Source organism: Tenggerimyces flavus (assembly GCF_016907715.1).
Classification (GTDB): domain Bacteria; phylum Actinomycetota; class Actinomycetes; order Propionibacteriales; family Actinopolymorphaceae; genus Tenggerimyces; species Tenggerimyces flavus.
The window spans coordinates 2,836,803-2,857,668 of the sequence record NZ_JAFBCM010000001.1; the positions used below are offsets into that span (position 1 = coordinate 2,836,803).

Sequence of the window (20,866 nt, forward strand, 5' to 3'; positions counted from 1 at the left end):
GGGTGCTCTACGCGGGGTGTATCCCACGTAGAGCGGCAAATGATCATGTAAACATGATCATTTGCCGTCGCTGGTCTCCGCGTCCAGCTGGGCGAGGAGCTTCTTCGGGGCGATCTGGCGATACGCGTCCTCGATGAGCTCCTCGATCCGGTCCCAGTCGGCCGGCACGTCGAGGTAGATGCCGATCCAGCCGCGGTGGCCTACGTACGGCGGCCGGTAGTAGCGCTCGGGATCCGTCGCGATCAGCTCGGTCTGCACGCCCTCGCCCGCGGCGGCCCAGATCCCGACGCGGTCGTCGTGGTGCTGGTTGGCGTACGAGACGAACACCTTCTTGTCGCGGACGAACCAGGTCGGCTCGCCGTGGCTGAGGCGCTCGGTGGCCTCGGGCAGCGCGAGACAGAGCTTCCGGATCCGGTCGAGCGGGTCGCTGGCCATAGCGCCTATTGTCGCGAACATGCGAGTCGCCTTGCTCACCCGGGAGTTCCCGCCCCACGTCTACGGCGGCGCTGGCGTCCATGTCGACTACCTGAGCCGCGAGCTGCGGTCGCTGGTGGAGCTGTCGGTGCACTGTCTGGGGGAGCCGCGTCCGGGTGCGGTGGCGCACTCGGAGCAGGACGTTCGGCTGCCGGGCGCTAACCCGGCATTGCGGATCTTCGCGGCGAACCTGGAGATGGCGGCGGTGACCGGCGAGGCGGAGCTCCTGCACTCGCACACGTGGTACGCGAACCTGGCCGGGCACGTGGGCGGCCTGCTGCATGGTGTGCCGCACGTGCTGACCGCGCACTCGCTCGAGCCGCGGCGCCCGTGGAAGGAGGAGCAGCTCGGTGGCGGCTACCGGTTGTCCTCGTGGGCCGAGCAGACGGCGTACTCCGGCGCTGCCGCGGTGATCGCGGTCAGCCACGCGATGCGCGACGACGTGCTGGACTGCTACCCGTTCCTGGACGCGTCGAGCGTGCACGTGGTGCACAACGGGATCGACACGTCGCTGTACCACCCGGTCGCGGAGACCGACGTGCTCGCGCGGGTGGGGATCGACGCGGCGCGGCCGTACGTCGTCTTCGTCGGGCGGATCACGCGCCAGAAGGGTGTGGCGCACCTGGTCCGAGCGGCCGCCCGCTTCGACCCTGACGCGCAGATTCTGCTGCTGGCCGGAGCACCGGACACCCCGGAGATCGCCGCGGAGATGGCGTCCGCTGTGGCTTCGCTGCAGGCCTCGCGCGACGGCGTGGTGTGGGTGCAGGAGATGCTCCCGCGCGAGGACATCCTGCAGGCGTTGACCCACGCGACGGTCTTCTGCTGTCCCTCGATCTACGAGCCGCAGGGCATCGTGAACCTCGAGGCCATGGCTTGCGAGACAGCCGTCGTCGCCAGCGCCGTGGGCGGCATCCCCGAGGTCGTCGCGAACGGCGAGACGGGCCTGTTGGTCCCGTACACGCCGGACGACCCGGAGACGTTCGAACGCACCTTCGCTGCCGCCGTGAACGAACTGCTCGGCGATCCCGCCCGCGCCGCCACCATGGGCCGCGCCGGCCGCGAACGCGCGATCAGCGCATTCGACTGGTCAGCGATCGCCCACCAAACTCTCGCGGTGTACGACTCGGTCCGCTAGTCGGCCCGATAGTCGTTCTCGGCCCACCAGTACGTCTGGTCCGTCGTCGTGCCCTCGGCGCACGAAGGGTCACAGTCGTTGAAGCGCTGGACGACCTCGAACACCCCGTCGCCGTCGCTGCCGGCCCGGGACGCGGAACGGGTTGTCGACCAGGAGCTTGTCGACGAGATCCGTACGCCCCCACGCTCGAGCGACGCGCAACCTGACCTCGGTCGCATCGCAGAGAGCCGGCGCCGGCTTGCCCTTGCCTTCCGTCCAGCAGGAGAACTGGCCCGACGTCTTCCGCATCGTCGCGTGCTGGATGGTCGCGAGGCCTGACGCCGGGATCGACAAGGACGTGCCGCTGTCAGGCGACATCGGGACGTCGTAGGAGCGGGTCTCGCCTTCGACGGTAGCCTCCACGGTCACCTTGCCGGCGAAGTCCTGGAGTCCCTCGGTCGTGATCAACAACGACCCCGTCTCGCCGGGAGCGAGGTTGAACGCGAAGGGGCGGTTCGACCTGCTCTCCACCGCCGGGCGACGGGAGTCGAGATCCAACGTCAGCGCGACAGAGTCCGCGATACCGCCGCCGAACTCGCAGTCGACCAGCAGGACGGGCTCCGAGACCGGGGTCGACGTCCCCTGAGCCCGCAGGTTTCGCACCGAGAGCTGCGCGCCGTCCTTGGCGTCGTTGCGGAGTTCGACGCCGTACTTGGTCAAGCGGGAAGCGCCATGCGCGCGAAGCCACTCGAGCCGTTCTGGTGAACAGTAGGAGTCCTCGCCAGCGGGGAACGTCTCGATGGGCGCGTCGAAGGGAAGCACGTAGGTCACCAGCGGATAGTCCACACTGAATGGCGCGAGGTGGAGACTCAGCGGACTCGTGTCGTTCTTCGCGACGTAGTCGGCGACCGTGATGGAGGTTCCGACGATCGTCGCGAGTGCCACCAGGCCCGACCCGACCGCCACCAGCGCCGTGCGAACCGGGTGCCGGCGCAGCGCGGCAACGATCCGTTGCAAGGCGCTGGGGCGCGCCACACCGTCCTGCTCGAGCAGCTTGGCCTGCTGGTCACGGCACCGCTTGCACGTCGGTGACGCGGCAAGGTCGAAGCCGCGCCTCGCCGCCTCCTCGGCGTTCAGGAACGCGGCCGTACGGGTTCGTCCACACAGCAGCTTGCCGGACTCCTGGTCCACGACATGGGTTCGCGATGCCCGGTTCGGATACCAGACGAGCGCGTATCGACTCACCAAGCCCCCTGAGTCACCTGCCATGGCGTCGAGCATTCTCCACTGCTAGAGGATGACCTCCTGCCCCTTCCCCAACACGGTCACGCCGTCCGCGGACACGGTGAAGCCGCGGGCGCGGTCGTGCTCGTGGTCGACGCCGATCTCCGCGCCGTCGGGGACCACGATGTTCTTGTCCAGGATCGCCCGCTTGATCACCGCGCCGGCGCCGATCACGGTGTTGTTCAGGACCACAGTCTCGTCCACGCGGGCTCCGCGCCCGACCCGGACGCCGGGCGAGAGGACGCAGTGGTCGACCGCGCCGCCGGCGATGATCGAGCCCATCGACAGGATCGACTCGTTCGCCTGGCCGCCCTCCACCAGCTTCGCGCCCGGGTACTGCGGGAAGCTCGTGTAGATCGGCCATTGCCGGTTGTAGAGGTTGAACACCGGGTCGATCGACACCAGGTCCATGTGCGCCTCGTGGTACGAGTCGAGCGTCCCGACGTCGCGCCAGTAGAACCGGTCCCGGTCGGTCGCGCCGGGCACCTCGTTCTCGGCGAAGTCGTACACGTACGCCTCGCCCTTCGCGGTCAGCAGCGGGATGATCGAGCCGCCCATGTCGTGGACCGAGCCCTCGTCGTCCGCGTCCAGCCGGAGCGCCTCGAGCAGCACATCGGTCGAGAAGACGTAGTTGCCCATCGAGACGAACGACTCATCCGGACTGTCCGCGAGGCCCGGCGGGTTGGCCGGCTTCTCCAGGAACGCCTCGATCTCACGCCCCGACGGCCCGCCGGCCTGGATCACGCCGAACGCCGACGCCTGCGAGCGCGGCATCCGGATCCCCGCGACCGTCACGCCCGCGCCCGTGGCGATGTGCTGGTCGACCATCTGCGACGCGTCCATCCGGTACACGTGGTCCGCGCCGAACACCACGACGTGGTCCGGCTGGTCGTCGTAGATGAGGTTCAGCGACTGGTAGATCGCGTCCGCACTGCCCTGGTACCACCGAGGTCCGAGCCGCTGCTGCGCCGGCACCGGCGTCACGTAGTTGCCGAGCAGCGTCGACATGCGCCAGGTCAGCGACACGTGCCGGTCGAGCGAGTGCGACTTGTACTGCGTCAGCACACAGAGCTGCCGGTACTCCGCGTTCGCGAGATTGGAGAGCACGAAGTCGATGAGCCGGTACGTGCCGCCGAACGGGACCGCGGGTTTCGCACGGTCAGCGGTCAACGGCAGCAGCCGTTTGCCTTCCCCGCCGGCGAGAACGATGCCGAGAACGCGCGGTTGCCTGGCCATGTGCGCACCCTATTCGCACTAGTCAAACGTAAGGGACTACTTCTGTTTCCATTCTTCGTAGAGCAAGCCGAACACCTGTTCATCGACACGCTCGCCATCGACGTACCCCACGGAGCGAAGAACACCCTCGCGGACGAAGCCTGCCGCCTCCGCGACCTTGATCATGCCGGTATTGGTCGTCAACGTCTCGCAGCCGATCCGCAGCAGGGCGCGGATGCGGAAGCCGTAGTCGAGCAGCACGCGGACGGCATCCAGGCCGTAGCCCTGCCCACGCGCTTCGGGAACGAGCGAGAGGCCGAGGTGCGCGACGCGCTGGTGCACGTCGATGCCCCACAGCAGCCCGTACCCGACGCCGCTCCCCACCTCGTCCGCCCGGTCGCGGGGAACGATCGTGAACAGCGCCATCGCCTTGTCGAGGTCGACCAGCTCCTTGTCGTACCGCGCGTAGGCGGCCTCGAGCGACTCCGGGCGCCACGGCCTGGTGTTGGTCAACTGCTGCAGGTCGGCATCGGACTCGAGCCGGTGCAGCATCGGTACGTCGTCGCGGGTCGTCGCGCGAAGCAGGACTCGTTCCCCGTTCAGCATGGCCCGATATTCGCATAGCCCGCTTGGCTCTGCGGGGGAGAATGGGCAGGTGCCTGAACTGATTCAGCCCGTTGCCCGGGTCCACCTGTCGTTCCTCGCCGCGGTCCAGGAGTTCCTCGCCGAGGGGCGCGGGCAGGCGTCCGACCGGACGATGCTCGGCCGCGAGACGCAGAAGTACGGCGGGACCTGGTCGACGCCGGCCGGGTTCGCCGCGTACGTCGAGGCCATCAAGGCCGACGCGCTACCCGAGACGCCGCGCGCGGAGGGCATCGTCCCCGCGACGACGCTCTGGTACGTCGACGGTGACGAGTACCTCGGCCGGCTCTCGATCCGGCACCAGCTGACCGAGTTCCTGCTCGAGCAGGGCGGCCACATCGGCTACGACGTACGCCCGTCCGCGCGCCGGCGCGGCCACGCGACCGCCATGCTCAAGTCGGCGCTGCCGATCACGCACGCGCTCGGCATCGACCCGGTGCTCGTGACCTGCGACAACGACAACGTGGGCTCGCGCAAGGTGATCGAGGCCAGTGGCGGTGTCCTGGAGGACGAACGGGTCGGCAAGCTCCGCTTCTGGGTCCCGACTGGCTAGTACAAGCGGCCCCAGCCGGGCCGCTTGGTGCCAAGGGCGTCGCAGCGAGCGAGCGGTGGTCCCTACATTCGCGCCATGCGCAGCCTCGCGTTCGCCCTTGCTGCCGGCCTCGTTCTCGCTGGCCTGCACGCAACGACCGCCCACGCCGCGGACCCGCCGGCGGCCGCCCGCCAGGAGTGGTCGATCCGCGCGGTGGCGAACAGCCGGTACGTCACGACCGAGATCAGCAAGGTCGGGGCCGACGCCAGCATGCTCCGGGCGCGCGGTGCCAATGCCGGTGCCTGGGAGCGCTACACGCTGCACAACGCCAACGACAGCGACGGCAGCACGTTCAGCATCAAGTCGCTCGCGAACGGCAAGTTCGTCACGGTGGAGGCGAACTATCCCGGCGCGTACCAAGGGCTCCTGCGTGCGAGGTCGGACAGCGTCGGCGCCTGGGAACGCTTCCGCCTCGAGGACGGCGGCGACAGCGACCCGACCACGGTGGCGATCTGGTCGTTCGGCGCCGCGAGGTACGTCACCACCGAGGTCAACGCAGCCGGCGAGGACGCCGGCATGCTGCGCGCCCGCTCGACCACCGTCGGCGGTTGGGAACGGTTCGTCCTCACCGACCTCACCGCGCCGCCGCCTCCCACCACGGACCAACCCACGCCATCGGCCGGCACCGTCTCGGTGATGTCGTGGAACGTCTGCGCGGCCAACAACGCCGCCTGCGACTTCTTCCACACCCCGGGCGGGCCGATGGCGAGCGCGGTGGCGACGCAGGCCACCAGCGCGGGCTTCGCCGCCGACGCCGTCCTGCTCCAGGAGGTCTGCGAGACGCACGCGCCGCTGGTGGAGCAGGAGCTCGAACGGCGCAGCGGAAGGGCCTGGTCGGTGCGGTTCGCGCCGTCGTACGAACGGCTCCCCAACCTCACTCCCGTCGTGCTCGTGCAGAAGGCCTGCCAGCGCGACACCGCCGGCGCTGCTCGAGGCTCGTTCGGCATCGCGTTGGCAGTGCCCGCCGAGAACGCCTGGTACCACTGGTATCCGCTGCCCTCGCCGCCCGCGACCGTCGCCAGCCCGCAGGAGCAGCGCGTCGCGGTGTGCGCGACGGTCGAGTCGAGAAAGCTGCACGTCTGCGCCGCGCACTTCAGCGCGGGGCATCCGACCTTGCCGCCGGCTGACGACTTCCGCCCCGAGCAGGCCCAGGCCTTGCTGCAACGCGTCGCGAAGTCCGGCTACACGTCGATCTTCGGCGGGGATCTCAACCTGTCACCGCCGGACGATGCCGAGGGCGACGAGCCGAAGAGCGCGCTGGTGCCCTTGTACGCCGCGTACGAGGAGTGCGACCAGTCGGCGCACGGAGGCGCCCGCGACGGGAGGCCGACGTTCGGCAGCCTGAAGCTCGACTACGTCTTCGGTCCGCCGAGCGCGACGTTCGCCTGCCGGGTGGGTGCGACCGGGCAGTCCGATCACGAGCCGATCTTCGCCACCGTCTCGATTCCGTAGCGGCCCACAGCCCCGCGCGAGGAGGGCCATGGCCGTCAGCGCGAGGACGAGGTAGGCGTTGCCCACGACCTGCTCGGCGAGCGACCACGTCAGCTCCTGGTCGGCGCCGTGCGGTGGCCACCAGATCGGGGCCAGGACGAACAGGCCGAACCAGGTCGCCGCCACCGGGATCGGATGGCGCCGGCCGACGGCGGTGCCGGAGACCAGCGCGACGCCGAGCGGGACCGCCCACACCCAGTGGTGGCTCCAGGAGACCGGCGAGCAGAGCAACGCCATCGTGCCGCAGACGGACACGCTGGCGAGCCGGTCGCCGCGCGACCAGAGTGCGCGCGCGAGCCACAAGGCGCCGACGACAGTCACGACGACCAGGACCAGCCACAGCCGCCCACCACCAGCCGTGTCCCCGCTGAGGCGGATGAGCAGGCCGTTCCACGACTGGTTGCTGGCGTACGCGAGCGCGCCGATCCGACCGGTGTCGGGGAGCAGTTCGGTCCAGTACTGCCAGGCGGTCCGCGGCGCGACGACGAAGCCGATCACCACGGTGCCGGCGAACGCCGCGATGGCGTGGGCCAACGCTCGCCACTGGCGGGTGACCAGCAGCAGGGCGAAGAAGACGAGCGGCGTGAGCTTGATCCCCGCGGCGATCCCGACCCAGATTCCGCGCGCGGGATGGTTCGCCCGCACGAGGTCGTAGACGATGACCGCGCAGAGGATCAGGTTGATCTGCCCGTACGAAACGGTCTCCCGGACCGGCTCGATCAGCAGGGATCCCGCGACGACGGCGACGAGGATCGCCGGATGCAGGCGGCCGGCGACGAGCTTGGCAAGGCCGACGCGCCACAGCGTCCACAGCGCGACCACCGACGCGGCGATTGAGGTCACGTACGCCAGCGGCCAGGGCAGCAACGCCGACGGGACGAAGACCAGCCCGGCGAACGGTGGATACGTGAACGGCAGCGGGCTCTTCGGCAGGCGAGCGGTGTAGAGGGTCGACGGATCGGTCAGCATCGCCGAGCCGCCGATTCGATAGACCTTGAGGTCGAAGCCGAAGTGCCTCCAGAGGAACGGCAACGCGATGGCGACCACCGCGCAGACGCCGGCCGCCACCCACCACTTCTTCCGCGAGCTGAGCACGGGACCCCCGCCGATGGTCGTCGCTCCTAAGGACGGCGCGGTACTACGCCGTCCTAGGTACTGACGCATGCGGACTACCGAAAGTTGCGCAAGGGAGCTGTCAGGTCAGGCGGGGTCGACCCGCCAGAGCCACTTCGCCTCGAGCTCGGCCGGCATGTCGACGCCGCAGGCGCGGGCGAGCAGCAGCGTGTGGGCGAGGACGTCGGCGAGCTCCGCGCGGAACGCCGCCTCCAGCTCCTCCGGCGACCGCCCGTTCGCGCGCGCCTGGCCGGTGCGCTTGAGGTACGCCTGGGTCAGCTCGCCGACCTCTTCCTGCAGCTTGAGCAGGTACCAGGTCTCGGTCCGTTCGAACCCGTGCGACTCGGCGTACGCCGAACTCACCGCCTCCACCCGGCGGGAGAGATCGTCCAGCTCCACGTGAGTGGCTAGATTTTCTTGACTGCGCAGAGCAGGCCGTCGCCGACCGGGAGCAGCAGCGGGATCACGCGCTCGTCCTCGAGCAGGGTCTTGTTCAGCTCGCGGATCGTCACCGTCGACGGGTCCCGCTGCGCGGGATCGGCGACGCGGTCGTGCCAGAGCGTGTTGTCGATCGCCACCACGCCGCCCGGGCGCAGCAGGCGGAGCGCCTCGGCGAAGTACTCCGGGTACTCCTTCTTGTCCCCGTCGCAGAACACCAGGTCGTACCCGCCGTCGGTGAGCCGCGGCAGCACGTCCAGCGCGCGGCCGGTGATCAGCCGGGTGCGCTGCGGCGGGATCCCGGCGTCGGCGAACGTCTCCCGCGCGAGCCGCTGGTGCTCGGCCTCGACGTCGACCGAGGTGAGCGTGCCGGACGGCACCATCCCGCGGATCAGCCAGACGCCGGAAACGCCGCAGCCCGTGCCGACCTCGACGACCGACTTGGCCTGGAGCAACGTGGCGAGGAAGCGCAGTGTGGCGCCGCCACCTGGGCCGATGGGCGGCGCACCGACCTCCGCACCCCGTGCGCGGGCGGCCGTGAGGACCTCGTCCTCGGCGACATAACTCTCGGCGTACGCCAGGCTCGCGGCGTTCAGCGGCGTGCTGATGGCTGCCTCCCTCAAGTCGTCGCCTACGTTCCGTGACGGAAGCCTAGTCGCGGTCGACTCGTCGAAGCAGCGAAGGCGGCGTGTCGCGGCCTGAATTGGCTAGCCGTAGCGAAACTGAGCGAGTCGAGCCGCGACCAAAGATGGCTAGCGGCGCAGGCCAGGAGTGGTGGGAGCAACCCTGGATCAGACCTCAGACGGACGACCCCTCAGGGAAAACCCTGAGTCTAAGAAGAGCCTAAATCCGGGCCCGGAACCGATCCAGTTGGGCCGACCGTTGGGGATGATGTGAGCATCCGCCGCACCGGCGGGTGCCGACGGTACTCCCTACACCGGCGGCAGGTGGTGAGCAGTTGTGGGCATGGCAAGCATGACCGCGACTCTCACGTGGAGAGGGGGAGCCGCTCCGGTGATCGATCAACCGAGAGACACGGCCACCGCGTCGCCAGTCGAACTGACCGAAGAAGAGGTCTGGACGCCGCCGTCGTGGGAAGAGATCGTCCGTACGCACTCAACCCGCGTCTACCGGCTGGCATACCGGTTGACCGGTAACAAGCACGATGCCGAGGACCTCACGCAGGAGGTCTTCGTTCGCGTCTTCCGTTCGCTGAACACCTACACGCCCGGCACATTCCAGGGCTGGCTGCACCGCATCACGACCAACCTGTTCCTCGACCAGGCACGCCGCAAGCAGCGCATCCGCTTCGACGCCCTGCCCGAGGACGCGTCCGAACGCCTGGCCGGCTCCGAGCCGAGCCCGGACCAGTCGTACGACGACCGGCATCTCGACGCCGACATCCAGGCGGCGCTCGACGGGCTGGTCCCGGAGTTCCGCGCGGCTGTCGTCCTCTGCGACATCGAAGGACTGTCGTATGAGGAGATCGCCGCTACGCTCGGCGTGAAGCTGGGAACCGTCCGGAGCCGGATCCACCGTGGCCGCGCGCACCTGCGCGCCGCGCTGGCGCACCGGATGCCCGAGCGGGCCGGCGCCGAGTCGGACGCCATCGAGCAGGAGACCGAGCGAGTCGGCACCGGAGGAGGCAGTACGTCGTGAGCCATGACACACCCTGGCTCTCGTCCCTCGCCGACGGCGAGCTCGACCACGAGTCGCGGGACCAGCTGTTGGCCCACCTCGCGCACTGCGACGAGTGCCGCGAGGCCGTGGAGGCCAACCGCCAGGTCAAGGCCGCGGTCAGCTCACTGCCGGATCCCGTTCCCTCCGAGTCCTTCGTCGCCGGGCTGCTGAAGCTCGGCGACCCCCAAGACGATTCACAGCCGCCTCAGCCACCGCCGCCGGTCGCGCCTCGGCGCCGGCTGCGTGGCCTCACCCGCCCGCGTACGGGTCCGTTCACCGGCCGTCCGGGCAACCTCGCCGCAAGCACCGGGCCGGGCCGCGCGAGCCGTCTCGGCCGGCCACTCCGCGTCGGAGTGGCCGGTGTCGTCTCCCTGGCCGGGATGGCGTTCGTCGTCGCGTTCGCCGCCGGCGGCGAGACGAACCAGCCGTCCCAGGTCTCGGTCGTCCCGCCCGTCGAGCAGTTCTCCGTCGAGCATGCCGGCACTGTGGCCAACCAGCCTCTGGGCGACGCCGGCGCGATCACCGCGTCCTTCGACCGAGGAGTCCTGACCGGCGTCGTCGGACGGTGACGGCCTCGTGTCCTCCTCGCACCTTCGTACCTCTTCCGCCCTGCGACTGTTGGCGCTCGTCGTCGTCGCGGGGCTGATGCTGAGCAGCGGGCTCTCCTCGACCGCCACCGCGGGGCCGCGTACGGACCAGCCGCCGGCGCCCGATGGCGCCGATGAGCCGGACGCGCTGGAACTGCTGGCGCAGGCGACGGCCGCCGAACGTACCGTCGCCTACCTCGGCACCCAGTTCGTCTCGGTCTGGCGCGGCTCGGCCAGCAGCTCCGAGCTCGTCGACCTTACCAACCTCCCGGGCCAGGGCACGGTCGTGCGCGTCCGCGGCGGCGACTCCACCGGCGCGGCCGACCAGGCGCGCTTCGTCGCTGCCCGGTCCGGTACGGACGTGGGCCGGCTCGCCACCGCCGACGGCGAGACGTCGACGCTGGCCGACCGCTACGCGGTCACGGTCGCCGGCGCCGCCAAGTCCGCCGGCCGCCCGGCCACGATCGTCGAGGCGCACTCCGGCTCCGGCGCGATCGCGGCCCGGTTCTGGATCGACGACGAGACCGGCCTGCTGCTGCGCCGCGAGCTCTACGCGTCGGACGGCTCGCTCGAACGTGCCAGCGGTTTCATCGACCTGTCCATCGACCCCGACGTGTTCGTCTCGCACCTGCCGCCGATGCTCGAGCAGGCGGAGGGGCTGAAGGTCTCGCCCGCCGCGTACACCTCGCTGACCGAGGCCGGCTGGACGTGCTGCGCGCCGGAGGTCGCGGGCGCGCTGCGGCTGACCGACGTACGCCGTTCCACCGACGGCACGTCGCTGCACCTGGCGTACTCCGACGGCCTCACCACCGCCTCGGTCTTCGAGCAGCGGGGCCGGCTCGACGCCTCGTCGCTGGAGGGTTTCAGCGAGGTCGGAACAGGTAACGCTCGTCACTACGTTCGCTATGGGCTGTCGTCGTACGCGGTCTGGGCGAGCGGCGAGACGGTGTACACGGCGGTCAGCGACACCCCGCGGGGACTCGACGCGCTGCTGGCGACGTTCCCGCACCACGGGACCGACTCCGGAGCGTCCGACAACGGACTCGGACAGCGACTGGACCGGGGCATGACGCGGATGGTCTCCTGGTTGAACCCGTTCGACTGAACCGGATCCGTTCGGAGCGGTCGTCCGCGGGGGAACATGGGTAACGTGGATTACCCGTACGGGGTGCACGAGGGAGAGGGCCCGGATGTCCGAGCCACAGGAGGGGCGTCACCAACGCCCTGATGACGAGCCGACGACGGCCTTACCCGGCCCGCCGCCGGCTCCTTCGCCCAGCCCTTACGGTGGCCAGCTCTACGGCTCGCCCTTCGCTCCGCCTGGCGGGCAGCCCCTGCCGCCACCTTCGCCGTCGATGCCGCCGCCCAGCTGGCGGCCTCCTGGCTATCCCGTCGGCCGGCCGGACTTCGAGCCCCCGCCCGCGTGGGCGCGGCCCTCGCCGTCGATGCCGGCTCCGTCGACGGCGCCGTTCGGCATGACGTCGTTCGACCGGCCGGCTGCCCCTGTCTCGACCGGTCCGCGTCGTGGGACCTTGGTGGTCGTCGCGATCGTGATCGCGCTCGTCGCCGGCGCGATCGGGGCGGTGGCGGGAACGTACGGCACGCTGCGCTTCGCCGACCCGGTCGCCGGCGAGCCGGCGCCGCCGATCAACGACAACCTGGGCGACAAGGAGAAGGCGTTCCCGAAGCCGGAGAACGTCGCGACCGTCGCCGAGGCGATGCTGCAGAGCGTCGTCCAGATCAAGGTGTCGTCGAAGGCCGGGAAGGCGACCGGCTCGGGCTTCGTGATCCGAGACGACGGCCACATCGTCACCAACAACCACGTGATCGCGATGGCCGCGACCGACGGCTCGATCACGGTCGGCTTCGACAACGGCGAGGAAGCGCCGGCGAAGATCGTCGGGCGGAGTCCGTCGTACGACCTCGCGGTGATCCGCGTGACCGGGGTCGACAACCTGCATCCGGTCGCGCTGGGCGACTCCGACGGCGTGATCGTCGGGGAGCCGGTGGTGGCGATCGGCTCGCCGCTCGGGCTGGCGGGGACGGTGACCAGCGGGATCGTGAGCGCGCGGAACCGGCCGGTGACGGCGGGCGGTGAGGGCGAGAACTCGTTCATCAACGCGCTGCAGACCGACGCGGCGATCAACCCGGGCAACTCCGGCGGGCCGCTGGTCAACCTGCGCGCGGAGGTGATCGGGGTGAACTCCGCGATCGCCACGCTGGGGCAGGACCCCGGGGCCGAGGAGGAGCAGGCGCAGGGCAACATCGGGCTCGGCTTCGCGATCCCGATCAACCAGGCGCGGCGGACGGCCGACCAGATCATCAAGAACGGGTACGCGGTCTATCCGGTGATGGGCGCGACGGTGGACGTGCGCTTCGACGGGCCTGGCGCGCGGGTGGTCGAGGTGACGCCGGGGTCGGCGGCGGCTGAAGCTGGGCTGCGGACCGGGGACATCGTGACGGTGATCGACGGGCACAAGGTGACCGGGGCGGACGATCTGATCGTGCAGATCCGGAGCCATGTGCCGGGGCAGCGGGTTTCCCTGACGTACAAGCGTTCCGGCAAGGAAGACCGGGTGACCGTGACGTTGGGCGAGCAGCGCGGCTGAGGCCCTGCTTGGGTCAGGTCGCTTCGGGGTCGAAGGGGACGCGGCCGTTGAGCGGGCGGGTCTTGGTGCGGGTCGTGCTGGCGGCCGCGGCCTCGGTCTCGCTGGCAGCGTCCGCGGTGAGATCGGCGGCGGTGTCGTCGGTCACGACCGCAGAGTCGAGCTCGTCGGTGTGGCCGTTCTTCCCGTTCGTCGACGCGGTGTCGTCGTCGCGGAACGCGTCGCGGATGTCCAGGTCCTTGTCGAAGCGCAGGTCGTCCTCGTCGAGGTCGTTCAGCAGCCGCTTCTTGACGAACGTCCGCGGGTTGAGGTCGTTGATGTCGAAGTCCTCGAACTCCGGGCCGAGCTCCTTGGTCAGCTCGCGTCGGGCGTTCTGGGCCATCGCGCGTACGGTCCGGATGCCCCGCGCCGCCTGGCGGGCGATGTCGGGCAGGCGGTCGGGACCGAAGATGAACAGCGCGGCGACTGCCAGCACCAAAAACTCAGGGATCCCGATGTCGAACACGCGCTAAGGGTAACTCGGATAGCACACCTGTGCCTGGCGCACCTAGACCTGGGCGCCGGTCCGCGACTGCCGCAGCATTGTGAGCGCGACAAGTAGTCCGAGAACGGTCAACCCGGCGCTGACCAGCGGCAGGTTGCGCATCCCGGTGTCGCCCGCGATCAGCTGCCCACCCAGCCAACCGGCGAACGCCGCCGCGACCTGGTAGCCGGACGCGTTCACCGCCACGGCCAGCGTCGGGGCCGCGCTGGCCGACGAGACGACCAGCGTCTGCAGGCCGGGCACGATCGCGAACGCCAACGCGCCGAGGACGAACGCGAGGACGGCGAACGCGGCTTGGGTGTCGCCCAGTGCCTTGAGGAGCACCAGCGCGCCGGCCAGAACGGCGAGCATCCCGACCAGCGACGGGACGAGCGCGCGGTCGGAGAGCCAGCCGCCGACGAAGTTGCCGAGCAGGCTCCCCGCCCCGTACACGAGCAGCAGGACCGGCACGGCTTCGGCGTCGAAGCCGGCGACGTCGGTGGCGAGCGGGGCGAAGTACGTGAAAACGGTCACCACGCCGACGTTCCCCAGGGCCGTGAGCGCGATCGCGAGCCAGACCTGCTTGCTCTTGAAGACCCGCAGCTCGTTCGCCACCGACGACGTCGCGGCGGCCGCCTGCGCTGGAACGAAGCGCAGCACCATCAGCAGCCCCATGGCGGCGATCGCGGCGACGGCCACGAACGTCGCACGCCAGCCGAGGTGCTGCCCGACGAACGTGCCGATCGGTGCGCCGAGGATGAGGCCGAGGCTCATGCCGGCCGCGAGCCGGGCGACCGCCGAGGACTCGCGGCCCTTCTTCGCCGTGGCGATGGCGATCGCGATGGCCACGGCGAAGAACGTCGCCACCACCAACCCGGCGGCGAAGCGGGTCGCGAGCACGAGCAGGTAGTGCGGGACGATCGCCGAGGCCAGGTTGGCGAGGATCGCGAAGCCGACCAGTCCGGCGATCAGCTGCTTGCGCGCGTACCTCGCAGTCAGGACGGTCACGACCGGTCCGCCGACGATCATGCCGAGCGCGTACGCGGTCACCAGCAGGCCCGCGGACCCGAGCGAAACGTTCAGGTCGTCGGCCACGTCGGGGAGGATGCCCGCGGGCACGAACTCGCCGGTGGTCAGGCTGAAAACCACGAGCATGAGCGACAGCACGGGCACGGGGCTGGCCTCCGATGCATCTAGTTTGGATAGTTCAGACTAGAACTATCATGGATTGCACCGTGCAAGCTAGACTCTTTGCCATGGCGAGTGAGGAGCTCGATCGGGACCTGTGCAAGCTGATCCATCGGTTCGCGCACCGCATGGACGTTCAGGCTCGCCGCGTGGCGGACTCCCTGGAGATGACGGCGACGCAGGTGATCGCGCTGCGGGAGCTGTCGGAGCCGATCACGTCACGGGAGCTGGCGGAGCGGATGTCCTGCGAGCCGTCGAACGTGACGTTCGTCCTGGACCGGCTCGAGCAACAACAGCTGGTCGAACGGCGCCCGCACCCCACCGACCGCCGAGCTCGGCAGCTCGTCCTGACCCCCGCGGGCAAGCGACGCCGCGCCGCGGTGGTGAAGCGCCTCAGCGAGCACAGCCCGGTGGACAACCTGACGGAGGCCCAGCAAGAAACCCTCCGCACCCTCCTCCAGCGCGCCGCCTCCCCCTCCACCTCCAAAGAGGCGAATCAGCAGCCCTAGGGCCTGGGGGCAATGATCATGTATACATGATCATTGGCCCCTTTACGTGGGGTAGACGCCAGGTAGAGGGGTTGTTGGCCGCGTGAGGCAACCATCGGCGAGGTGTCCCCAGATCGGCGACTCCCCTTACCGGGGTGGGGTTCTGGCGGGTGTTGCCACGGTGCAGAACCCCAGCTGGGTAAGGGAAGTGCGGGCTGGCTGTGGATCTGTGGATGGGCGGCCAGCCGCGGGCGGCTGGCGTGAGCGTGAGGGCGCGGCCGCCGAGGGGTCGAGGCCACCTCGGCAGGACGATCGACGACGCTGAGCTGCCTTCGCTGCAGGTCTACCGCATGATCGTGGGCGCGGTTCGTGGTGAAGTCACGATGCGGGATGTGTGTCCCCAGATCGGCGACTCCCCTTACCGGGGTGGGGTTCTGGCCGGTATTGCCACGGTGCAGAACCCCAGCTGGGTAAGGGAAGTGCGGGCCGGCGCTGAGCTCGGGGTCGCTCGCCACCATCCGCTCCGATATCGGCCGGATCCGCTCCGAATCCAAAGCCACCCAACCCCGCCGGTCGCCCGCCGACACTCAGGCAAGAGCCGAGTTGTTGGACAGATGTCGGTCTCAATGCCGAGATCTGTCCAACAAGTCGGCCAGCTAGCTGCGGGCGGCTGGGGTCAGGGTGAGGGAGCGGCCGGCGAGGCCGCGGCTGCGGCCGCCGAGGGCGGAGGCCATCTCTGTCAGGACGACGGACGACGCCGAGGTGGGGTCGCTCACCACCACCGGCATCCCCACGTCGCCACCCGAGCGCAGCGTCACGTCCAACGGGATCGAGCCCAGCAGCGGTACCGGGTAGCCGAAGCGCTGGGTCAGCGTCTCCGCCACCCGGGCACCGCCGCCCGTACCGAACACGTCGATCTGGTGCGACGGTCCGCAGTGCGGGCACGGCAGCCAGGACATGTTCTCGATCACGCCCGTCACCCGCTGGTGCAGCATCGAGGCGATCGTTCCTGCCCGTTCGGCCACCTCGGCCGCGGCCTCCTGGGGGGTCGTCACCACGACCACCTCGGAGTTCGTCAGGTGCTGCCCGACCGAGATCGCCATGTCCCCCGTGCCAGGCGGCAGGTCCAGCAGCAGGATGTCCAGGTCGCCCCAGAAGACGTCTCCGAGCATCTGCACCAGAGCCCGATCGAGCATCGGCCCGCGCCACGCCACGACCTGGTCGCGCTTCTGCTTCAGCTGGCCGACCGAGATCACCTTCACACCGTGCGCCGGCACCGGCATGATCATGTCCTCGACCCGCGTCGGCCGGGTGTCCGCGACGCCGAAGATCGCCGGGATCGAGTGCCCGTACACGTCCGCGTCGATCACGCCGACCTTGTGCCCGCGCGCGGCCATCGCCACGGCGAGGTTCGCCGTCACCGTGGACTTGCCCACGCCGCCCTTGCCGGACGCGATCGCGAAGATCTTGGTCAGCGAGTCCGGCCGCGAGAACGGGTTCTCCCGCGCCGGCGTCCCGCCCCGCAGCTGCCCCTGCAGTTGCTGGCGCTGCTCCGCGGACATCACGTCCAGCGTCACGTTCACGTCAGTCACGCCCGGCAACGCGGCCATTGCCGCGGTCACGTCACGGGTCAGCGTGTCGCGCATGGGGCAGCCGGCGACCGTCAGCAGTACGGTCACCTCGGCATGCCCGTCGGGCCGCACCTCGGCGGAGCGCACCATGCCGAGCTCGGTGATCGGCCGCTTGATCTCCGGGTCGAGCACCTTGCCGAGCGCGGTACGTACCTGATCCTCGGTGGGGAGCGTCTTCACAACCCCGATGCTACGTGGCTGCCTCAGGTCTTGCGCACGGCCCGCTCGCCCTGGCCCGGCTTCCACACCCTGATGTACATCACACCGTCGTTCATCTCGACCGTCGACGCCCCCTTGAGGTCGGCGACGAAGAACGGATCGAACCTCTGCCCGCGCAGGTCCATCCCGATCTCTTCGAACAGCGCTTGGGTGAACCGCTGGTGCAGCTCCTCGTCCTGCAGGTTCACCACATCGCCGGTGAGCTTGGCGTCGCCCTCGCTGACGTGGGTGTCGACGGTCGCCGTGTGCAGGGTGAAACGCGGGTCGCGCTCGAGATCGGCGAACTTCGTCGTCCCCGGCATGCCCATGATCGTGAGGTGCCCCTCGAAGATCCGCGGCTCGACCGGGCTGATCCGTGGATAGCCGTCGGAACGGAGCGTGCCGAGCATGCAGAGGTTGCCTGTCGCCTGATGCCGGCGCTGGAACAGCTCGGCGATGTGGGGAGCTTCTTCGACGAAGTCATGCCATTCGACCATCGCCGGATCGTACCGAGGCAGGTTGTCGGTGGGGACTGATAGGCCAGGGGACATGCGATTCGGACTCGACGTACCGATAGACGGGTCGTACGCCGACCCGCGCCTGCTCGCGGACCTGGCGTACGACGCCGAGGCGGCCGGCTGGGACGGCTTCTTCCTGCAGGACGGCCTCGGCGGCCCGAAGCGGGCGATCGACCCGTGGATCGGGCTGACCGCGGTCACTCTCAGGACCGAGCGCGTCAAGCTCGGCGTGTTCCTGACCCCGCTCCCGAGGCGGCGGCCGGGCGAAGTGGCCATGCAGGCGGCGACGATCGACCACCTGTCCGGCGGTCGCCTGATCTTCGGTGCCGCGGTGGGCCACGCCGAGCACGACTTCGTCCCGTTCGGCGACGCCTGGGACCTGCGGGTACGTGCCCAGCAGCTGGACGAGGCGCTCGAGGTCGTGGCAGGTCTCTGGACGGGGCGTCCGTTCTCCTTCGAAGGAACGCATTTCCGGCTGACCGACGCCCAGATCGCTCCACCGCCGCTGCAGTCGCCGCGGGTGCCGGTCTGGGTAGCGACCGGCTGGCCGCACCGCAAGCCGATGCGCCGGGCCGTCCGCTGGGACGGCGTCTACCTGATGACCGACAACCAGGCGACCGACCAGCCGATCAGCGTCGAGGACATCGCCGCCGCCGCGGCCTTCGCCAAGGAGCTGAGAGGCGACGCCCCCTTCGAGGTCGCCGCGAACGGCTGGTCCGACACCCCGGCCGTCGCGGAGTACGAGGACGCCGGCGCGACCTGGTGGATCGCCCTCGCCCCCGAGAGCCCCGAGGCGTACCGATCCGTCATCCAGCAAGGCCCACCCGGCTAGGACCTGTCGCATACGTCGGGGGTGCTGGCGGACGGGCACCGAGGCCGCTTTACCTGGCGAGTGGGTGCTTCACTCGGGGTGTATCCCACGTAGAGCGGCAAATGATCATGTAAACATGATCATTTGCCGCCACCTGGGGAGCCACCGGAGAGCCATCCAGGAGAGCACCCGGAGGGCGGCCTGCGCATCAGCGATGCCGAGACGCCGCTGCGTCGCTCCAGCCACCTTCGTCGCAGGCGCAAGCCGAGACAAGGCAGCGGCCCCGACGTCCCCGAAGGGACGAAGGGGCCGCCGTCACGCCATAAGGGCTACCGCTGCCCGCGAGGCCCGTGGATCGGCTCCGGCTGGGCCGGGTGGTTGTCCGGCCGTCCGCCCGGCGCCCGCTTGGCCGCCACTTCCGGAGGCTCGGAGACGCCCAGCAGAGCCGCGGCCTTCTGCACCGTCCGGTACGACTTCAGCGCGTGGTTCACGCCGCCCAGGTACCGCCAGTTCCGGAACTCGGCCTTGGCCAGCACCGCATAGACGTCAGCCGCCGCCAGCAAGCCCCGCACCTTCCAAGCCTGCGGGTGCTTCAGCACCAACCCCGCGAGCGAGTTCGCCTCGTTCAGGTATCCCGCGGTCTCCCACCGGTACATGTTGTCCCGGTCGAACTGGCCGAAGTCCCAGTTCAGGTCGATGTAGCTCATCATCGTGTTCGACTCGTCGCCCGACTGCGCGAAGTAGAACTCGCCCGAGCCCCCGTAGTCCACCGCGGACTCCGAGTCGTAGCCGTCGTGCGGGTGCGACATCCCGATGTGGTGGCCGAACTCGTGCACCGCGGTCGTCGTGAACCCGTACCCCGCCTCGCGCGTCTCCGGCGTGTCGAACGCGAACGTCTCGGTCTGCGTTCCGTCGGTGTAGTTGTCGTCCGCGTACCCGAGCAGCCCCGCCACCACCGAGTCGGTCGTGTCGAACGCCCAGATCGAGCCCACGTAGTCCTTCGGCCGGTACGAGGGCTGGTACTGCGCCTTGTTCTCCGCGAAGTAGCAGAACAGCTCCGCACCTGGGTCCTGGTACGCGTTCCAGCAGTCGTCCTCCTCGACCACGCCAGCCCAGATGTTCAAGGCCCGCTTGGCGCCTGCGTCGATTGGATCCGTCAACTCAGTCTTGACGGACCAGTCGTAGTACGGCTGGAACGCGGCCAGCTTCGACTTGACGAACTTGCCGCGGATGTACGCGAGCCCGTCGGAGTCGGGATTGTCCTGCAGGACCTCGAGGTGCACGACCTTCTTGCCGCCAGGCCCAGGTGTCGTGTTCAACGGGTCGTACAGCGGCGACGTCGTGAAGAGCAGGTTGATCGCCGCGTAGCGGGTCAGCTTGCCCAGGTCGCTGTAGAGCGCGCTCTTCGGGCGGTACGCGCCGTACTCCCAGATCGGCGGGATCCGGTAGTCCGCCACGTCGTCGCCGTCGAGGTCGGCGTCGTCGACGTTCCAGCTGCCGCTCCACGCCTCCGGGCCGGCCGACGGGTCGAAGAACCAGGACCGGCTGTTCGTGCCGCCCCACGCGATCAGCTTGCGGGACGCGCGCTGCTCGCCGAAGTTGTAGCCGGTGTCCGGGTCGGGCTCGTCGGTCTTCGTGTACACGTGGTACTTGAAGTCCTTCCGCCCGAACCAGTTCAGGTAGTAGACGGTGTAGCTGCGCGGGCTGATGCCCAACGACGAACGCCCGTTGCTCGCCAGCCAGCTCTCCACCGACACCGCGTCGATGTTCTTCACCTGCGGCGTCACGTCGAGCACGTTGTTCAGCTGGTCGTTGTACTGCTGCTGGTAGACCGTCAGCGGGTTCGTCTTGCCCTTCTTGGCAAGGAATCCGAAGAACTTGTCCTCGAAACGCCGATTGGTGTCGATCACGTTGTACTTGAAGTCGAAGCGCAGACCCATGTCGCGCCCGGCGAGCCCGTAGAACTGGGGCGCACGGACGACGGGTTCGTACGACTTCGGCAGCTCCGCCTTCAGCTTGCTGGCCGAGATCTTGTCGAACCCGACGAAGACCACGTTGACCGGGATCTGCTGCCGCAGTGTCTGCGTCTTGCCCGGGTCGAGCCCTTTGAACTGGCTCTTGGCGCCCTGCGGAGCCGGTGCCGGAGCCTTGGCGGCGGCACTGGTCGCCGAGGCACTGGGCGCGGCCAGGAACGATCCGGCCACGAAGACGGCAAGCATGCCCACCAGCAGTCGTTTCACAGCTGCTCCCCTCGAGGCGGCCACCGCGACCGC

Annotated in this window: 20 protein-coding genes and 1 pseudogene; 9 read left to right on the forward strand and 12 right to left on the reverse strand. The window is 69.5% G+C overall.

Annotated features, from left to right (window positions below; translation table 11 throughout):
- Positions 1-57: 57 nt before the first annotated feature.
- The gene (locus JOD67_RS13285; protein WP_205117750.1) at positions 58-435 is read right to left on the reverse strand and encodes an MmcQ/YjbR family DNA-binding protein; all 378 of its coding nucleotides are present in this window, start codon (positions 433-435) and stop codon (positions 58-60) included.
- 19 nt (positions 436-454) lie between these two features.
- Between JOD67_RS13285 and glgA the strand changes: the two genes are divergently transcribed.
- Positions 455-1,609 carry a glycogen synthase gene (gene glgA, locus JOD67_RS13290; protein WP_205117751.1) on the forward strand — a complete coding sequence of 385 codons (1,155 nt, stop codon included), beginning with the start codon at positions 455-457 and terminating at the stop codon, positions 1,607-1,609.
- Between the two features lie 69 nt (positions 1,610-1,678).
- On the opposite strand, the gene JOD67_RS13295 is transcribed toward glgA, so the two are convergent.
- The 3 genes from JOD67_RS13295 to JOD67_RS13305 are packed head-to-tail and all read right to left on the reverse strand — an operon-like array spanning position 1,679 to position 4,693.
- Positions 1,679-2,833, reverse strand: a complete 1,155-nt coding sequence (locus JOD67_RS13295) for a hypothetical protein (RefSeq protein WP_205117752.1) — start codon at positions 2,831-2,833, stop codon at positions 1,679-1,681.
- A gap of 45 nt (positions 2,834-2,878) precedes the next feature.
- Positions 2,879-4,108, reverse strand: a complete 1,230-nt coding sequence (glgC, locus tag JOD67_RS13300; RefSeq protein ID WP_205117753.1) for a glucose-1-phosphate adenylyltransferase — start codon at positions 4,106-4,108, stop codon at positions 2,879-2,881.
- A 36-nt stretch (positions 4,109-4,144) separates the two neighbouring features.
- On the reverse strand, positions 4,145-4,693 hold the full coding sequence (locus JOD67_RS13305; protein ID WP_205117754.1) for a GNAT family N-acetyltransferase: 549 nt from the start codon (positions 4,691-4,693) through the stop codon (positions 4,145-4,147).
- Positions 4,694-4,742: 49 nt separating this feature from the next.
- Between JOD67_RS13305 and JOD67_RS13310 the strand changes: the two genes are divergently transcribed.
- Together JOD67_RS13310 and JOD67_RS42370 are read left to right on the forward strand one after the other, a co-directional pair.
- On the forward strand, positions 4,743-5,282 hold the full coding sequence (locus JOD67_RS13310) for a GNAT family N-acetyltransferase (RefSeq protein WP_307782382.1): 540 nt from the start codon (positions 4,743-4,745) through the stop codon (positions 5,280-5,282).
- A 75-nt stretch (positions 5,283-5,357) separates the two neighbouring features.
- Positions 5,358-6,773 (forward strand): endonuclease/exonuclease/phosphatase family protein, encoded by a 1,416-nt coding sequence (locus tag JOD67_RS42370; protein WP_372442329.1) that lies wholly within the window; start codon positions 5,358-5,360, stop codon positions 6,771-6,773.
- Positions 6,774-7,040: 267 nt separating this feature from the next.
- On the opposite strand, the pseudogene JOD67_RS13315 reads toward JOD67_RS42370, so the two are convergent.
- The 3 genes and pseudogenes from JOD67_RS13315 to JOD67_RS13325 form a co-directional block, all read right to left on the reverse strand.
- Positions 7,041-7,976: pseudogene (locus JOD67_RS13315) on the reverse strand (glycosyltransferase 87 family protein); the annotation flags it as partial.
- A gap of 36 nt (positions 7,977-8,012) precedes the next feature.
- The gene (locus JOD67_RS13320) at positions 8,013-8,324 is read right to left on the reverse strand and encodes a nucleoside triphosphate pyrophosphohydrolase family protein (RefSeq protein WP_205117757.1); all 312 of its coding nucleotides are present in this window, start codon (positions 8,322-8,324) and stop codon (positions 8,013-8,015) included.
- An 8-nt stretch (positions 8,325-8,332) separates the two neighbouring features.
- Positions 8,333-8,986 (reverse strand): O-methyltransferase, encoded by a 654-nt coding sequence (locus tag JOD67_RS13325; RefSeq protein WP_239553827.1) that lies wholly within the window; start codon positions 8,984-8,986, stop codon positions 8,333-8,335.
- A gap of 391 nt (positions 8,987-9,377) precedes the next feature.
- Between JOD67_RS13325 and sigE the strand changes: the two genes are divergently transcribed.
- From sigE to JOD67_RS13345, 4 genes are all read left to right on the forward strand, one after another.
- A complete protein-coding gene (gene sigE / locus JOD67_RS13330) occupies positions 9,378-10,022 on the forward strand; it encodes an RNA polymerase sigma factor SigE (RefSeq protein ID WP_372442330.1) in 645 nt (214 codons plus the stop codon).
- Positions 10,019-10,612 carry an anti-sigma factor gene (locus tag JOD67_RS13335; RefSeq protein ID WP_205117759.1) on the forward strand — a complete coding sequence of 198 codons (594 nt, stop codon included), beginning with the start codon at positions 10,019-10,021 and terminating at the stop codon, positions 10,610-10,612. Before sigE ends, JOD67_RS13335 begins: the two co-directional genes overlap by 4 nt.
- 7 nt (positions 10,613-10,619) lie before the next feature.
- Positions 10,620-11,735: a sigma-E factor regulatory protein RseB domain-containing protein gene (locus JOD67_RS13340; RefSeq protein WP_205117760.1), complete on the forward strand. Its 1,116-nt coding sequence runs from the start codon at positions 10,620-10,622 to the stop codon at positions 11,733-11,735.
- Between the two features lie 250 nt (positions 11,736-11,985).
- Entirely contained in the window at positions 11,986-13,239 is a 1,254-nt protein-coding gene (locus JOD67_RS13345; protein WP_239553828.1) for a S1C family serine protease, read from the forward strand.
- Positions 13,240-13,252: 13 nt separating this feature from the next.
- Here the strand turns inward: JOD67_RS13345 and JOD67_RS13350 are convergent, their stop codons facing one another.
- Together JOD67_RS13350 and JOD67_RS13355 are read right to left on the reverse strand one after the other, a co-directional pair.
- A complete protein-coding gene (locus tag JOD67_RS13350; protein ID WP_205117761.1) occupies positions 13,253-13,741 on the reverse strand; it encodes a sec-independent translocase in 489 nt (162 codons plus the stop codon).
- Positions 13,742-13,783: 42 nt separating this feature from the next.
- Positions 13,784-14,932 carry an MFS transporter gene (locus JOD67_RS13355; protein ID WP_307782383.1) on the reverse strand — a complete coding sequence of 383 codons (1,149 nt, stop codon included), beginning with the start codon at positions 14,930-14,932 and terminating at the stop codon, positions 13,784-13,786.
- An 83-nt stretch (positions 14,933-15,015) separates the two neighbouring features.
- Here JOD67_RS13355 and JOD67_RS13360 point away from each other — a divergent pair, with 83 nt between their 5' ends.
- Positions 15,016-15,456: a MarR family winged helix-turn-helix transcriptional regulator gene (locus JOD67_RS13360; RefSeq protein ID WP_205117762.1), complete on the forward strand. Its 441-nt coding sequence runs from the start codon at positions 15,016-15,018 to the stop codon at positions 15,454-15,456.
- A gap of 635 nt (positions 15,457-16,091) precedes the next feature.
- Here JOD67_RS13360 and JOD67_RS13365 read toward each other — a convergent pair.
- Entirely contained in the window at positions 16,092-17,255 is a 1,164-nt protein-coding gene (locus JOD67_RS13365; RefSeq protein ID WP_372442363.1) for an Mrp/NBP35 family ATP-binding protein, read from the reverse strand.
- Positions 17,256-17,269: 14 nt separating this feature from the next.
- Entirely contained in the window at positions 17,270-17,761 is a 492-nt protein-coding gene (locus JOD67_RS13370) for a pyridoxamine 5'-phosphate oxidase family protein (protein ID WP_205117764.1), read from the reverse strand.
- Positions 17,762-17,813: 52 nt separating this feature from the next.
- Between JOD67_RS13370 and JOD67_RS13375 the strand changes: the two genes are divergently transcribed.
- Positions 17,814-18,614: an LLM class flavin-dependent oxidoreductase gene (locus tag JOD67_RS13375; RefSeq protein ID WP_205117765.1), complete on the forward strand. Its 801-nt coding sequence runs from the start codon at positions 17,814-17,816 to the stop codon at positions 18,612-18,614.
- Positions 18,615-18,922: 308 nt separating this feature from the next.
- Here the strand turns inward: JOD67_RS13375 and JOD67_RS13380 are convergent, their stop codons facing one another.
- The gene (locus tag JOD67_RS13380) at positions 18,923-20,833 is read right to left on the reverse strand and encodes a zinc metalloprotease (RefSeq protein WP_205117766.1); all 1,911 of its coding nucleotides are present in this window, start codon (positions 20,831-20,833) and stop codon (positions 18,923-18,925) included.
- Positions 20,834-20,866 lie beyond the last annotated feature (33 nt).